Origin of the sequence: Shimia sp. (assembly GCF_049116215.1) — a bacterium.
GTDB lineage: Bacteria > Pseudomonadota > Alphaproteobacteria > Rhodobacterales > Rhodobacteraceae > Shimia.
The window spans coordinates 33,212-48,697 of sequence record NZ_JAGDZB010000010.1; the positions used below are offsets into that span (position 1 = coordinate 33,212).

Consider the following 15,486-nt stretch of genomic DNA (forward strand, 5'->3'; position numbering starts at 1 on the left):
CTCAAATATAGTAAATTTTGAATAATTGCCAATCCACGATACACTCTTGCGAGTGGTGGTGGGTTGACGATTCTTGCTGTGCTGCGGTTTTGTGGCGCTGTTTTTCCTGAATGTGATCTGCCACGGCGAATTTTACATCCCAGTCGCGTCGCTTTGCGACTGTCAGACCTTTTTGTCTAAGACATTTCATTTGGGGGAGAACACCATGCCTAGGTTTAACTCATGGCTCGATTGGTTCCTAAAACCTATCGTGATTGGCACGCGCAATGGGGATGTGCTGTCTCTGGAAGGCAGCAATGTGTCTGGCAAAATTTTTGGCCGCGGCGGCAATGACACGATGATTGGCGGCAACCGCAGCGATCTGTTGTTTGGTGGCTGGGGCCATGACGACATTTCCGGCGGGCGTGGCAACGACCGTCTCTTCGGCGGTCGGGGCAATGACACCATGTCCGGCGGGGAAGGCTATGACCAGATTTTTGGGGGCCGTGGCCGCGACACCGCCGTCTATGAAGGCTCTGTGTTTGGCTACAGCTGGGAACAGGGATGGTTCCGCAAGTTCTACGTCAAGGACATCGACCACTCCGATGGCAACACCGCCATTGATACTCTGCGCGGCGTCGAGCTTTTGCAGTTTGACGACTACACCTTCAACATTCGCGGCGCCAATGCGGCGTTGGTACTGGGCGAGGACGCCACCACGGACGAAGACACACCGGTGGTGATTTCTTTTGATGCCTATGATTTTGATGGCGGTACGGTCACCGTGGCGAGCATATCAACCTCCCAAGGGAGCCTAAGCCTGATTGGCAGCAGCGCCTTGGCGCAGGGCATGGGGGTTGGGGCCAGCTTCAGCTACAGTTTTGATCCGATCACAGCCTTCAATTATCTTTCCGTCGGTGACTATGAAACGGCAACCATCACCATTGTGATTGATGACGGTCAGGGCAACCTCACCACCCACACGCTGGATGTCACAGTGACCGGGGTGAACGATGCGCCAAACATCACCGGCGTGACCAATGAGGTTGGCGACCTGCTTGAAGACAGCGTGCTTGCGGCCAATGGAGTGGTCTCCGCGGTGGATCCCGACGTGAACGACCTGCTGACCTTCTCGGGTGGAGCCGGCACCTATGGCACTTTTGCCATTCATCCCGATACCGGCGCCTGGACCTACGCGTTGGACAATGCCTCCGTCGCGGTGCAGGAATTGGGCGTTGGCGAAAGCGTGGTGGACACCATTGCGGTACAGGTCTCTGATGGCAATGGCGGCACCGACACGGTCAATGTCTCGGTGACAATCTACGGCAGCAACGATGCGCCGGTGGTCAGCGCGATCACCTATGACAATGACACCGTCACCGAAGACGGTGCGGTGCAAACGGCCTCCGGTGCCGTGCAGGTCACGGATACGGACAAAAACGACACCCACAGTTACAGCGTGATCGGCAGCGCCACAGGCCTCTACGGCACGCTTGCACTGGATCCCAACACCGGCAGCTGGAACTATGTGCTCAACAACTCGTCAGCGGCGGTGCAGGCCTTAGCTGCTGGGCAAACCGTGGTGGAAACCTTTGATATTCAGGTCAGTGACGGCAACGGCGGTTTTGACACGGAAACCATCTCGATTGATGTGAACGGCAGCAACGATGCACCAGTGATCAACGGCACATTATATGATGTACCCGAGGTGACCGAAGACGGTGGTCTCTTTGCACGCGGACGCATTGACGTCACCGACATCGACACCAATGACACACTGAGCTTCGTTGTGCTGGGCAGCGACACCAGTGGATTTGGCACCTTGACGGTCAACCCAAATGGCACGTGGAGCTACGCGCTCAACAACGACAGCGAACTGGTCCAGGCACTCAACACCGGAGATATCCGCACGGACAGCTTCGCCGTGGCGGTCATCGACCCAAGCGGCGCGCGCGCCACCACCACGATATCTGTCACCATCAATGGCGCAGATGACGCGAACCCGGACGTTGGGGACGGCGGTGGTGGCGGGGGCGGTGAGCCACCAGCCTCTTCAACGCTGGATTTTGAAGGACAGCTACACGCGAACTCGTTTGAAGGTTCAGCTGGTGGAGTGCAATGGTCCTCAGGCTGGGCCACCTTTGACTCAACCTTGTTTGGACAGCTCAGCCCAGATCGCGGGGGCGGTCAACTGGATACAGGTGTCGCCAATGGCGCGACCAGCGGCACCATGGTGGTGGCCGGCGGTTCCGGTGTCACCTTAGAGGGCGACTTTGTCGACACTTTTGATTTTGAAAGCGCGCAAGTCACCTCGGCTTTCAACGAAGGCATGCAGTTGACCGTGGAAGCATTTGATCAATCCTTCCAGCTCACCGAGACCAGCCCAGGCATATTTGAAAACATCGAAGTCTTCACCAGCCTTGGGTTTGAGACTTTCACTCTCCCAACCACTGGGCCAACATTGTTGGAGTTTAACGACGCCATTTTTGACGCCGTGGATCGTGTGGTCTTCACCACCAGTGGCGGCACGCCGCTGCCAATCCCGCTGTCCGGCGACCAATTTGTCATGGATGATGTGACCATTTTTGTCTGATCTGCGTTTTGAGACCTATCCCTGGCGGGCTCAGGTTGCGCCGGGGGTAGGCCTGCGCTATTGCGGACTTAAACGTGTTCAAAAGGATTTATTTCATGTCGCTGAAGCCGGAATTTCACGATCGCATGTTGTCCCTTGGCCTCGCCCGCGTTGCGGAACAGGCTGCCATTGCGTCCGCTGCCTTGATTGGCAACGGGGACGAAAAGGCCGCTGACCAAGCCGCCGTAAACGCGATGCGGGAACAGCTCAACCTTTTGGACATCGCAGGCGTGGTGGTCATTGGGGAAGGCGAACGCGACGAAGCTCCTATGCTCTACATTGGTGAGGAAGTTGGCAACGGCAACGGCCCAGGCGTGGACATTGCACTGGACCCATTGGAAGGCACCACACTGACCGCCAAAGACATGCCAAACGCACTGACCGTGATTGCCATGGGCCCACGCGGTTCCATGCTGCACGCGCCAGACACTTACATGGACAAGCTGGCCATCGGTCCAGGCTACCCGGAAAACGTGGTATCTCTGGAGATGAGCCCAAAGGAGCGTGTGGAAGCATTGGCCAAAGCCAAAGGCTGTGACACCTCCGACATCACCTTGTGTATCCTTGAGCGCCCGCGCCACGAAGAGATGATTGCCGAAGTGCGCGCCACCGGCGCTTCGATCCGCCTGATCACCGATGGTGACGTTGCTGGTGTGATGCACTGTGCTGAAGCCGAAGAAACCGGCATCGACATGTATATGGGCCGTGGCGGCGCCCCTGAGGGTGTTCTGGCAGCCGCAGCTCTGAAATGCATGGGCGGTCAAATGTGGGGCCGTCTGGTGTTCCGCAACGATGATGAACGTGCGCGCGCGGCCAAAACCGGCATCACTGATCTCGACCGCATCTATTCACGGGATGAGATGGTGACGCAGGACGTGATTTTTGCCGCTACCGGCGTGACCGGCGGCTCGCTTCTGCCGGCCATCAAGCGTACCCCCGGCTGGATCGAAACCGAGACGCTTTTGATGCGCTCCAAGTCTGGCTCTGTGCGCCGCATGACCTACCGTGCACCAGTGGATCAAACCTCTTGATCCCCGCAGACATTCTTGTTTGATTTGGGCCACGTGCCCTGATGGCCCGCCTTTTGGCGGGCCTTTTCATAAGACGAAGGCCCTGACATGACTGATTTCCTTGGTGTTTCCGAAAGCTTGACCGGACGGCGCTGGGTGGGGCCGGATGTGGAAACCACACGGGCCGCCGAACAATTGGCCCAAGACACCGCCCTGCCCCCAGCCCTCTGTGCGGTGCTGGCACGGCGTGGCGTAACCGCTGGCGAAGCCGACAGCTTTATGGAGCCCAAGCTGGTGGATCTTCTGCCAGACCCTCGCAGCATCAAAGATATGGAGACCGCCGCAGGCCGGTTCCTCCAAGCCGTCAAGGCACGCGAACGTATTGCGGTCTTTGCCGATTATGACGTCGATGGTGGCACCTCCGCTGCTTTGTTGATCACCTGGCTGCGCCAGATGAACTTGCAGGCCACGCTCTACGTGCCGGACCGAATTGACGAAGGCTACGGCCCCAACGAGACTGCAATGGCAGAGTTGGCCAAGGGGCACGATCTGATCATTTGTGTTGACTGCGGCACATTAAGCCACGGGCCTATTGCGGCGGCCAAAGGCGCGGATGTGGTGGTGCTCGACCACCACCTGGGCGGGGAAACTTTGCCGGACTGTGTCGCGGTGGTGAACCCCAACCGGCAGGATGAAAGTGGCGATCTGGCACATCTCTGTGCAGCCTCTGTGGTGTTTCTAATGCTGGTCGAAGCCAACCGGCAGATGCGCGAGGCGGACGGCACCCGTGGTCCAGACCTGATGTCCATGCTGGATCTGGTTGCGCTTGGTACTGTGGCCGATGTGGCGCCGCTGATTGGCGTAAACCGCGCTTTAGTGCGGCAAGGGTTGAAAGTTATGGCGCGGCGGGAACGCCCTGGCGTGGTCGCGCTGTCTGATGTGAGCCGCATGGATTCTGCCCCGAACAGCTATCACCTTGGTTTCCTTCTGGGACCCCGGGTCAACGCTGGTGGACGCATTGGACAAGCCGATCTGGGCGCGCGCCTTCTGTCGACCGACAACCCGCAAGAAGCTCAGGCCATGGCGGCACGGCTGGACGAATTGAACACCGAACGCCGCGATATTGAGGCCTCGGTGCGCGCGGCTGCCATGGCGCAAGCCGAAGAGCGTGGCTTAGACGCACCGCTGGTTTGGGCGGCGGGCGACGGCTGGCACCCCGGCGTTGTCGGCATTGTCGCCTCCCGCCTGAAAGAGGCCACCAACCGACCGGCCGTGGTGATTGGCCTTGAGGATGGCGAAGGCAAAGGCTCTGGCCGCTCTATTTCCGGGGTTGATCTTGGCGCAAGCATCCAAAAACTCGCGGCCGAAGGCTTGTTGATCAAAGGTGGCGGGCACAAGATGGCTGCCGGCCTCAGCGTGGCAGAGGATCAGCTGGAGCCGGCCATGGAACGCCTGTCTGAACTGCTGGCCAAACAGGGCGCAGGTGACGCCGGCCCCGCAGACCTAAAACTCGACAGCCTGCTGATGCCCACCGGGGCCACGGTTGATTTGATCAACGACATCGACAAGGCCGGGCCCTTCGGTGCGGGCGCGGCGGCACCACGTTTTGCCTTCCCGGATGTGGAGATCCGATTCACCAAACGTGTGGGCGACAGCCACCTGAAACTGACCTTTGGCGATGGTTTTGGCGCGCGTATTGATGCCATTGCGTTTGGCGCTTACGACGCGCCGCTTGGCCCCGCACTCGAATCGCACGGCGGCGCGCGTTTCCACCTGGCTGGGCGGTTGGAAATCAACACGTGGGGCGGTCGCCAATCGGTACAACTGCGGCTTGAAGACGCCGCGCGGGCCTGAGCCGAACTTCATTTGACCCTAAATATCCTGGGGGAATCGCAGCCCCGCTGCGATGGGGGCAACGCCCCCGCCCCCGTCCCAAAAATTTTCCGGAAGTCGCGCAAATTTCCACTTGCACCCACCCCGTGGTTTCACTAGATACGCCTCACGCTTCAGCGCGTCCCGTTCGTCTATCGGTTAGGACGCCAGGTTTTCAACCTGGAAAGAGGGGTTCGATTCCCCTACGGGATGCCAGAAGTGGGGTAAGGGGTTTTTGACCTCTGACGCGCCCAAAAGAGCGTCCCGTTCGTCTATCGGTTAGGACGCCAGGTTTTCAACCTGGAAAGAGGGGTTCGATTCCCCTACGGGATGCCACTTTTTTTTACCACCATCCAGATTGAATTTCCCAACAGCGCGCCTGTGCTGTGACGTTTGGCACACTTTCACACATCCGTTGAAAAAAGCGCGCGCATCCAAAGGGATGCGCGCGCCGGAACCTCAAACCTGAGGGCATCAGCCCCAGTCGCGGCAGACGTATTTGATCTCTGTATATTCTTCCATGCCCATGCGCGCGCCCTCACGCCCCAGACCGGATTGCTTGGTGCCACCAAAGGGGATCGGAGCCCCGGTCACCTTGGTGCGGTTCACCGCCACCATCCCGTACTGCAATGCGCGGCTCAGACGGTAAATGCGACGCGGGTCCTGGCTGTGCACATAGGCCACCAAACCATATTCCGTCTCATTGGCACGGGCGACAACCTCCTCTTCGCTATCAAACGGAGTGATCGGGGCCACGGGGCCAAAGGTTTCTTCCGACATAATCAGCGCCTCTGCCGGCACGTCGGTCAACACCGTGGGTTCAAAGAACAGCGTGCCCAACGCATGACGCTTGCCGCCACAGGCCAGCTTGGCACCTTTGGCCAACGCATCGGCCACGTGCTCTTCCTGCTTTTGCACCGCTTTTTCGTTCATCAGCGGGCCAAGATCTGGATCATCCATCCCCACGCCAACGCTCAACGCCTGGGTGGCGGCGACAAATTTGGCGCAAAAGGCGTCGTAGATATCGCGCTCCACAAAAATGCGGTTCGCGCCCAGGCAGTCCTGACCCGAGGTGGCAAATTTGGCTTTGATGGTTTCTTCAACCGCCACGTCCAGATCCACGCCTTTGAAGACAATCACCGGCGCGTGGCCGCCCAGCTCCATGACCAACCGCTTTACCGTGCTGGCGGACTGGCGATAGAGCAGCTTGCCTACCTCGGTGGAGCCGGTGAAGGACAGCGCGCGCACGCGGGTGTCGCGGGTCCAGGGCTCGACCACGGTGGGGGCAATGCCGGTGACCACGTTGAACACCCCTGCCGGAATTCCGGCCCGTTCCGCCAGTTCCGCCAGCGCCAAGGCGCTATAAGGCGTTTCGCCAGACGGATGTGCCACCACGGTGCAGCCAGCGGCCAGCGCGGCGGCGGCTTTGCGGGTCAACATCGCGGAGGGGAAGTTCCACGGGGTGATCAGCGCAGCCACGCCCACCGGTTCGCGCCACAGCTCGACCTCGGCATCCGGCAGGTGGCTGGTGACGCCTTCGATGTTGGGGCGTTTGGATTCTTCAGCGTAGAACTCCACAAACGCCGCACCGTAGTCGATCTCGCCGCGCGCCTCGGACATAGGCTTGCCCTGTTCCAGCACCATGATCCGTGCCAGATCTTCTTTATGCTCCAGCTGAAGTTCAAACCAGCGGCGCAGGATGGCCGCGCGTTCCTGTGGCAACAGTGCCGCCCAGGCCGGAAAAGCGGCCTGCGCCGCGTCCACCGCCGCCGAGGATTCCTCAGCAGACATCGCAGCCACGCCGCCCAGATGGGTGCCATCCGCAGGATTGGTCACAGCAAAGCTGTCGCCGTCCTTGGCCGCCAGCCATTTGCCGTTGATGTAGGAAAAGGACCGCACAAGGGCCTTGTCGGTGATGTCTGCGCGGGCAGAGAGCGCGGTTTGCGTCATATGGGTGTCTCCTCTAAATGAGGAGAAAATGCCGCACACCAACAGAAGATTTGTCCGAAGTTTGCGCAGATCGCAGAGGGTTTAGCTGCGTTCTGAGCCCCCCAGAAGAATATCAAACGGCGGCGCGCCGTGCTCTTTCACCGGCTTGGTCACGATGTAGGTAAAATAGCGCGACAGGCCGATGCGGGCGTCCAGCATTTCGTCAATCAGACGCTGATAGGCGTCGATATCGCTGGTCACAATTTGCAGCAAATAGTCGAACCCGCCACCAAGCGCCCAACAGGCGACAACCTCGTCATAGCGCTGCATCGCGGCCTCAAAAGCCCGGAAGCTGGCCGCCGTGTGATCGGCAATTTCAGCGGAGACAAACACGGTGACGCTGGGGGCAAGCTTCTTGAGATTGATACGCGCACCGTAGCCTTCGATCAGCCCGGCCTTTTCCAGCTTTTTCAACCGGTCCCAGCAGGGGGTTGGCGAAAGACCAATTTTGTCTGCCAAGGCCGCTTTGGTGATGCGGCCTTCACGCGTCAGCACGCACAGGATTTGAATGTCGCGCTCGTCCAGTTTCATGGCAGCGCCCACGCCTCATACAAGGCGGAGAACACATCCGGGCGCTGGCCCAAGTCATATGGTCGCGAGGTCAAAGTCATAGCCAGACAGCGTTATCAGGAGCCATTTGCCATCGGCAAGTCCAATCATGTTCTGTGCGCAAAAACCCCAATAATCTGACTATCACAAACCTTCTCTTAACCACTGACTCTTCGTTAACCAATTCAAACTACGGTTTTCCTGTGTCGTTATCACCGCGCCTGCCAATACCGATTCTCTCTTCATGGCGCGGTTCGTAAGGGAATGGGATCTATGACAAAAACACATTTGTCAGTCTGGGTACTACCACGCAGTCCATCGCAAGACGTGCGTCCTCCAGCGCGTCGGGCAAATCGAACGGGTGCGTTTATTGTTGCCGCCTGCGGCGATGAGGATTTTGCCGTGGTGCCAAAAGCTTCGGGCAACAAAAACCGCCGGATTTGGCCACACACTGCGCCAACCCGTCCCCGTGTTCTGGCACGCTAACATCCGCCAATCACAGCTCCGGTGGGACATCCACTGCCGGTGCACTGGGCTTGATGTCCAGCAACGGTGTGCCGTCGAAACAATCTATGGCGTCAATGCCAATAACCCCCGCTTCCAAATCAAGCGACGTGATGCGCACCGCCGCCAATGAAATAGGGTTCACGCGGTTTGGGGACCGCAGCGCAAACGTGCCACTTGCCGTGTCACGATGACGGGGCCGCTGGGTGATCAGATCGCGCCGCGCCTGATGCATCCAGTAAAACAGCAAAATCCCCTGCCCCACCTCCAAACCGGTCAGACCCTGCGCAAAGCCCGATTCCAAGATGACGCGAGCGCCTTGGCCAGCTTCCCGCGCGCGGGTCACGTTTTTGGGGCAATCACCACGCCGCCACGGGGTTTCGATCCGGCCAATGAAGCGCAGCTGCGCATCCACGCGCTCCATAGGATCAAAAGACAGGCGGTCTTCGCCCTCGCGTTGGTCTGGGAAAGCGCGTGTTGAGGGCTCTGTCATGGCGGGGTTCCTTGGATGTCGTAAGCACTCTGCCAGCAGACCCAAAGCGATACCAGCATCTGCTTGGTCGCACCCTCAAATGAAAAACGCCGCTCCTGAGAGCGGCGTTTTCCGATTATACAATCTCGTCTTCGAGACCTTCAGTGGAGAGCCCTTCGAGCTTGGGCATCAAGCTCAAAAGCTCCCGCGTGTAGGCCTCTTTGGGTGCGGCGAACAGCGTTTCGGTGTCGGCCACCTCCACCATCTGTCCCTGACGCATCACGCCAACACGGTCACACATCTGACGCACCACCGGCAGGTCGTGGCTGATGAAGAGCATGGTCAGACCAAGGTGTTCCTGAAGATCCTTGAGGATGTTCAGAATTTGCGCCTGGATGGACACGTCGAGCGCCGAGGTTGGCTCGTCACAGATCAAGAAGCGTGGCTGTGTTGCCAAAGCGCGTGCAATCGAGATCCGCTGACGCTGGCCGCCGGAGAACTCATGCGGGTACTTGCGCCCCGCATCAGATCCCAGCCCCACACGTTCCAGAAGTTCATCCACACGGTGTTGAATGGCGTCCCCTTCCAGCAGATTGTGGTGCCTCACCGGCTCCGCGATGATCTCATCCACGCGCATGCGCGGGTTGAGGCTGGAGAACGGGTCTTGGAAGATCATCTGGATCTGACGGCGGTAGCTTTCCAAATCTTTAGCAGTTTTGAGCTGCGTGATCTCTTCGTCATCGAAGAATATCTTACCGCCGTTGGTCTGGTACAGCGTCGCAATCATACGGGCGACCGTCGACTTACCGGAGCCACTTTCCCCAACGATGCCAAAGACTTCGCCTTCGCGGATGTCAAAGCTAACCTTGTCCGCTGCGGTAAAATATTTGCGGCGTGACGGGATGATTGCATTGCGGGCCAAGAAGGTTTTGGTCAACCCTTCAACCCTCAGCAACGTGCCAGACTTGGTGGGCTCCGGACGCTCCCAATTGCGGGCCAGATCATCGATGTGGAACGCAATTTGACGGCCGCCGTAAGACAGCTGCGGGAAGCGGTGCACCTTCAGCGTTGGACGTGGCACAGCGGCAATGAGCGATTTGGTGTACTCATGCGCTGGCGCGCCAAGCACTTGTTCGGTGGTGCCACTTTCCACAACCTGCCCCTGATACATCACGGTCACTTTGTCGGTGGTGTCCGCGATCACACCCATGTCATGGGTGATCAGGATCACGCCGGTCTGACGCTCCCGCGCCAACTCTTTGATCAGCTCAAGGATCTGCGCCTGAATAGACACGTCAAGCGCCGTGGTTGGCTCATCTGCAATGATCACATCTGGTTCGGAACACAACGCAAGCGCAATCACCACCCGCTGGCGCATGCCGCCAGAGAACTGGTGTGGGTATTGATCGATCCGCTCAGAGGGGTTGGGAATGCCCACCCGATCCAAAAGCTCGATCGCGCGCTTTTTGCTGTCCGCGTCAGACAGCTTCAGGTGGAATTGGATGGTTTCCACCAGCTGCTGGCCAACGGTCAAAAGCGGATTGAGCGAGGTCAGTGGGTCTTGGAAGATCATCGAGATCTTCGCGCCCCGCAGCGCCCGCATGCCATCCGCATCGCGCCCGTTGATGTGCTCACCTTTAAAGCTCACGGTGCCTTCGGCAATGTGGCCGGGACGTTCCAGCAAGCCCATCACGGCGGCGCCGATGGTGGACTTGCCCGCACCGGATTCCCCCACAAGACCGTGGATTTCACCGGGCTCAACCGCAAGATTGGCTTTGTTCACCGCCACAAACAGTTTGCGGCGGGTTGGGAAATGGACCGAGAGACCCTCGATATCTAGGACTGTATCGCTCATCACTGCAACCTCGGGTTCAATGCATCACGCAGCCAGTCACCTAACAGGTTCACAGACAGCGCAAGCGCCAAAAGCGTGACGGAAGGGAACAGGATGATCCACCATTCGCCAGAGAACAGGTAGCCTTGACCAATACGGATCAAGGTGCCCAGTGAGGGTTGCGTGGGTGGAGCGCCCACACCGAGGAACGACAGTGTTGCCTCCGCGATGATCGCCAGCGCCAAAGAGATGGTCGCGATGACCAGCACCGGCGAGAGCACGTTTGGCAGAATGTGACGCAGCATGATGATGCCACGGCCACGGCCAATCATTCGCGCGGCCTGCACATACTCTTTGTCTTTCTCCACCAGAGTTGCGCCACGTACCACGCGGGCAAATTGCACCCAGTCAGACAGGCCGATCGCCACGATCAGCACCCAAATGGCCATCTGATCGTGATGCTGAATTGGGATGACGCCTTTGGCAATCCCGAAGATCAACATCGCCACCAGAATGGCCGGGAAGGTCAGCTGCACATCCGCCGCCCGCATGATGATGGTTTCCACCCAGCCACCAACGTATCCGGCCACGAGGCCCAATGTGATGCCGAGTACCATGGCAAAGCTCACAGCGGCAAAACCGACAAACAGTGACACACGCATGCCGTAGAGAATGGTGGAGAACACATCCCGACCTTGGTCATCTGTACCAAGCCAGAAGACATCTCCGGTGAAGTCATTGGGCGCCATCGGCGCAGTAAAGCCATTCATCAAGTCCAAAGAACTTGGGTCAAATGGGTTATGAGGCGCGATCAGCGGCGCAAAGACGGAGCTCAGCACCAAGAGCATCACCACAAGGAACGACGCAATCGCCACCGGTGACCGGCGGAAGTTGTAGATAAAATCGCTGTCCAAAGCCTTCGCAAGGCGGGACTGTGGCGCGGTTGAAGTTTGGTCAGACATCAGTGTGCCCCCTTCCCATCCGTGCGCAGGCGCGGATCAATTGCGAAATACAGCAGGTCAACAATCAGGTTGATGCCAACAAACATCACCGAAATCAGCATCAGGTAGGCGGCCATCACAGGGATGTCGACAAACTGAATGGCGTTGATGAACAGCAGGCCAACACCGGGCCACTGGAACACGGTCTCAGTGATGATCGCAAAGGCGATGATCGAGCCAAGCTGCAAACCGGTCACGGTGATCACCGGCACCAGCGTGTTTTTCAAAGCGTGGCGGAAGTTCACGGTGCGCTCTTTCAGGCCCCGAGCGCGGGCAAAGCGGACATAGTCCTGACGCAGCACTTCAAGCATCTCAGAGCGGACAAGCCGCATGATCAGGGTCATTTGATAAAGCCCCAATGTGATCGACGGCAGGATCAAGGCTTTAAGCCCCGACGAGGTCAACAAGCCCGTGCTCCACCACCCAATATGGGTGACCTCCCCGCGCCCAAAGGAGGGGAGCCATCCCAACTCCACAGAGAAAAGGTAGATCAACAAGATACCTATGAGGAAGGTGGGCAGGGACACCCCTATAAGGGAGACTGACATGATCATATTGGCCAGGAAGCCATCTTTGCGTATGGCGGTGAATACCCCAAGCCCGATGCCAATACTGATCGCCAAGAAACCACTGACCGCGGCCAGTTCCAGCGTTGCCGGTGCGCGTTCCACAAGGATTTCCGCCACCGGGCGGCCTTGGCGGAAGCTTACGCCAAAATCACCTTGCACGGCGTTTTCAAGAAACTTGTAGTATTGCACGGGAAAGGGCTGATCCAGCCCAAGGTCCGCCCGAAGGCGGGCGATGTCAGCATCGGTGCGTTCCTGACCAAGCATGTTGTCGATTGGATCCCCGACAAATCGAAACATGCTGAAGGCCACAAGGCCTACGACCAGAAGAACCAATGCGGACTGTAGTACTCTTTTTAAGACATACGTCAGCATCACTGCGTCCCTTTATTTTTTATTGGCGCGAGCCTTGCGCTTTCAAAGGGCGCAGGTCAAGTGCAGCGCACGAGGCAGCGATGATTGCCCGCTGCCTCATTTTTAGGCAGTATTATTGCACGTTCACCCACCGCAGGATAAAGAAATTATCCGGGCGTTGGGTCAAAGAGACATTGTCCCGTGTGCCCCAAACCAGAGGTTGTACGTACATCGGCACATAGGCTGTTTCCGCCTGCAGAATCGCTGCGGATTCGTCGAGCATCATCTGGCGCTTGCCGTCATCAATTTCCGATTGGATCATCGGCAGCATCTCATCGATCTTGGCGTTGGAGTACCCGCCAAAGTTCCAGCTGCCGAGTTTCTTCTCGGAGTTTGGTGTGTGTGCCAGGAAGCGGATTGGGTGTTCCGCATCAAACGTGCCTGGGGACCAACCCAGCAGATACATGTCAAAGTTATCCGCACGCAACTCTGGCCAGTAGTTCGACACCGGCATTGCGTCCAGCTGGGCATCAATCCCCACTTTTGCAAGCATCGCGGTCACAGCCTGACAGACGGCCTCGTCATTCAGGTAGCGGTTGTTTGGGCACTTCAGGCCAAAGGAGAAACCGTCAGCATAGCCCGCTTCGGCAAGCAGGGCCTTGGCACCATCCACATCATAAGCCGGGCGGTCCATATTGGCAGCGGAGTAGCCACGCATGGCTGGGCTGACCAACTGGCTCGCTGGTTCGGCATTGCCACGCATGATGGTTTTCAGGATCGCGTCCACATTCACCGCTTTGGACACAGCTTCACGTACGCGGGCATCCTTGAACGGGTTTGGTTTGCCGGCATCCGCGCCGTATTTCAGCACGTCAGATTCTTGGGCAAAACCAAGCATGATCACGCGGGCCTCAATGCCCTGAATGACCTGTACCCCGTCCTGACCTTGCAGACGCGCAGCATCCTGGATCGGCACCGGGTTGATCATGTCAACTTCACCAGACAGCAGCGCCGCCACAGCGGTGGCCGGGTTCTGAATTGGGGTGAATTCCGCCACAGTAATGTTGTGAGTGGCTTCGTCCCACCAGCCGTCAAATGGCTTCAGCTGTGTGCGCAAGCCTGGCTCACGTTCCGTGACCATAAACGCGCCCGTACCGTTGGCGTTGAGCGTGGCGTAGTTGCCGTTTTCCTTGTCAGGCAACGCGGCGTTGTTGGCCTCGGCCCAGCCCTTGTCCACAATCATCCAGTTGGCGATGCTGTCCGGGAAAATTGGGTTTGGGGCTTTGGTCAGGATGTCGATGGTCTTGCTGTCGACCATTTTGACCTCGGACACCGGAGCAAACCAGCTGCGGGTGTCAGACACTTCGTTGGACGCGCGCTCATAGGAGAACAGCACGTCTTCGGCGTCAAATGTGCTGCCATCATGGAAGGTCACGCCTTCGCGCAGGTGGAAACGCCAACCTTCGCCCTCTCCAATCGGCTCCCAGCTTGTCGCCAACGCCGGCGCGATCGACATGTCTTTACCGCGACGCACAAGGCCTTCATATACGTTGTTGAGAAAACCCAGAACCGGTGCAGAGTTCACTGCGTGCGGATCCATGGTTTGCGGATCGGTGGTGCCCGCCCACTTAAACTCTTCGGCTGCAACAGGTGCAGCACAAACAGCGGCCAGAGCGGCCGCGCTTAACATATGTCTCATGACATTCCCCTGTTCTTCAATCCGCGACGTCGCGCGCGGGTGCATGGGAACAGTGTCACCCCAAGCGGATTGCAAAAGCAAGGTCGACACACATTTTTGTGAACAAGTTAAGCCATTTTCAGGCTTAAGTTTTTTCCACTTGCACGCAATCCGAGCAAAATACTCGAACTTTTGTTGAGCAGGCCTTGGTGGCTGTGCCACCATGGCGGTGCAGTTTGTTTATTAAGGTGACGACATGATTGAAGTGACTGAAGCAGGCGGACCGGAGTATCTCGAAGTCCGCATGACCGCGCCCATTACCGAAAGCGACTATACTGACGTTCTGACCCCGGCGATTGACCGGGCCATCGAGCGGGCGGAGAACATTCGCCTACTGGTGATCCTAGATGGTGGACCGGGGGATTTTACCGCCGGCGCCATGTGGCAAGACAGCCGTATGGGATTCAAGCATTGGCGTGGTTTTGACCGCTGTGCCATTGCCACGGACGACGCTACCATGAAACGTCTGATTTCGGTGTTTGGCGTGTTGATGCCCTGCCCTGTGGCGCTGTTTGGCCTGTCTGAAGCCGAGGATGCCCGCCGTTGGCTGCGCGAAAGCTTGGGATCTATCCAGATCGACGCGGTGGATGACAGCACCGTTTGTGTACGCCTGATGGGCAAACTCGACAGTGAGATCTACCAAGGCAAGTCCGAAGACCTCGACAATCTATTGGCTGGTAAAAACCAATTTGGTCTGGTGATCGACCTACGGGAGTTTGACGGCTGGCAAGGATTGGGGGCGTTGCGGGATCACTTTGCCCTTGCGAGTGCGCATGTGAAGCAATTAACCCGAGCAGCCATCGTGGGTGATGCCGGCTGGCAAAACATGGCGTCCAAAATGGGCAAACACGCCTTTGGCGTGAACGCAGAGCATTTTGGCGCGGATGATTTTGATAAAGCCGTGGCCTGGGTGCAGACGGGCGCGTAACTCCCCCGCTCTCGTGAAGCAAAAAGGCCGCCCAATGGGCGGCCTTTCCGTAGTCTGT

The 15,486-nt window shown here is 58.2% G+C and carries 11 protein-coding genes and 2 tRNA genes; 6 read left to right on the forward strand and 7 right to left on the reverse strand.

Translation table 11 applies throughout. From position 1 onward, the window contains the following. Positions 1-205 precede the first annotated feature (205 nt). From JXR15_RS20945 to JXR15_RS20965, 5 genes are all read left to right on the forward strand, one after another. Positions 206-2,572, forward strand: coding sequence for a VCBS domain-containing protein (locus tag JXR15_RS20945; protein ID WP_422055141.1), 2,367 nt, complete (start codon positions 206-208; stop codon positions 2,570-2,572). A 95-nt stretch (positions 2,573-2,667) separates the two neighbouring features. Then, positions 2,668-3,642: a class II fructose-bisphosphatase gene (glpX, locus tag JXR15_RS20950; protein WP_299428610.1), complete on the forward strand. Its 975-nt coding sequence runs from the start codon at positions 2,668-2,670 to the stop codon at positions 3,640-3,642. A gap of 87 nt (positions 3,643-3,729) precedes the next feature. Next, on the forward strand, positions 3,730-5,475 hold the full coding sequence (gene recJ / locus JXR15_RS20955; protein ID WP_422055142.1) for a single-stranded-DNA-specific exonuclease RecJ: 1,746 nt from the start codon (positions 3,730-3,732) through the stop codon (positions 5,473-5,475). Positions 5,476-5,634: 159 nt separating this feature from the next. After that, positions 5,635-5,709, forward strand: a tRNA-Glu gene (locus JXR15_RS20960). 45 nt (positions 5,710-5,754) lie between these two features. Beyond that, positions 5,755-5,829 (forward strand) — tRNA-Glu (locus tag JXR15_RS20965). A 138-nt stretch (positions 5,830-5,967) separates the two neighbouring features. On the opposite strand, the gene JXR15_RS20970 is transcribed toward JXR15_RS20965, so the two are convergent. The 7 genes from JXR15_RS20970 to JXR15_RS21000 form a co-directional block, all read right to left on the reverse strand. Next, complete coding sequence (locus JXR15_RS20970) at positions 5,968-7,443, reverse strand: NAD-dependent succinate-semialdehyde dehydrogenase (RefSeq protein WP_422055143.1); 1,476 nt, start codon at positions 7,441-7,443, stop codon at positions 5,968-5,970. 81 nt (positions 7,444-7,524) lie between these two features. Beyond that, complete coding sequence (locus JXR15_RS20975; protein WP_422055144.1) at positions 7,525-8,013, reverse strand: Lrp/AsnC family transcriptional regulator; 489 nt, start codon at positions 8,011-8,013, stop codon at positions 7,525-7,527. A gap of 514 nt (positions 8,014-8,527) precedes the next feature. After that, positions 8,528-9,028 (reverse strand): SAM-dependent methyltransferase, encoded by a 501-nt coding sequence (locus JXR15_RS20980; protein ID WP_422055145.1) that lies wholly within the window; start codon positions 9,026-9,028, stop codon positions 8,528-8,530. Positions 9,029-9,143: 115 nt separating this feature from the next. Continuing rightward, complete coding sequence (locus tag JXR15_RS20985) at positions 9,144-10,862, reverse strand: ABC transporter ATP-binding protein (RefSeq protein WP_422055146.1); 1,719 nt, start codon at positions 10,860-10,862, stop codon at positions 9,144-9,146. Continuing rightward, on the reverse strand, positions 10,862-11,803 hold the full coding sequence (locus tag JXR15_RS20990) for an ABC transporter permease (RefSeq protein ID WP_422055147.1): 942 nt from the start codon (positions 11,801-11,803) through the stop codon (positions 10,862-10,864). The genes JXR15_RS20985 and JXR15_RS20990 overlap by 1 nt, the downstream gene beginning before the upstream one ends. Continuing rightward, positions 11,803-12,783 (reverse strand): ABC transporter permease, encoded by a 981-nt coding sequence (locus JXR15_RS20995; RefSeq protein ID WP_299428590.1) that lies wholly within the window; start codon positions 12,781-12,783, stop codon positions 11,803-11,805. Before JXR15_RS20995 ends, JXR15_RS20990 begins: the two co-directional genes overlap by 1 nt. A gap of 112 nt (positions 12,784-12,895) precedes the next feature. Then, positions 12,896-14,461: an ABC transporter substrate-binding protein gene (locus JXR15_RS21000; protein ID WP_422055148.1), complete on the reverse strand. Its 1,566-nt coding sequence runs from the start codon at positions 14,459-14,461 to the stop codon at positions 12,896-12,898. 235 nt (positions 14,462-14,696) lie between these two features. Between JXR15_RS21000 and JXR15_RS21005 the strand changes: the two genes are divergently transcribed. Further along, a complete protein-coding gene (locus JXR15_RS21005; protein WP_422055149.1) occupies positions 14,697-15,428 on the forward strand; it encodes an STAS/SEC14 domain-containing protein in 732 nt (243 codons plus the stop codon). Positions 15,429-15,486 lie beyond the last annotated feature (58 nt).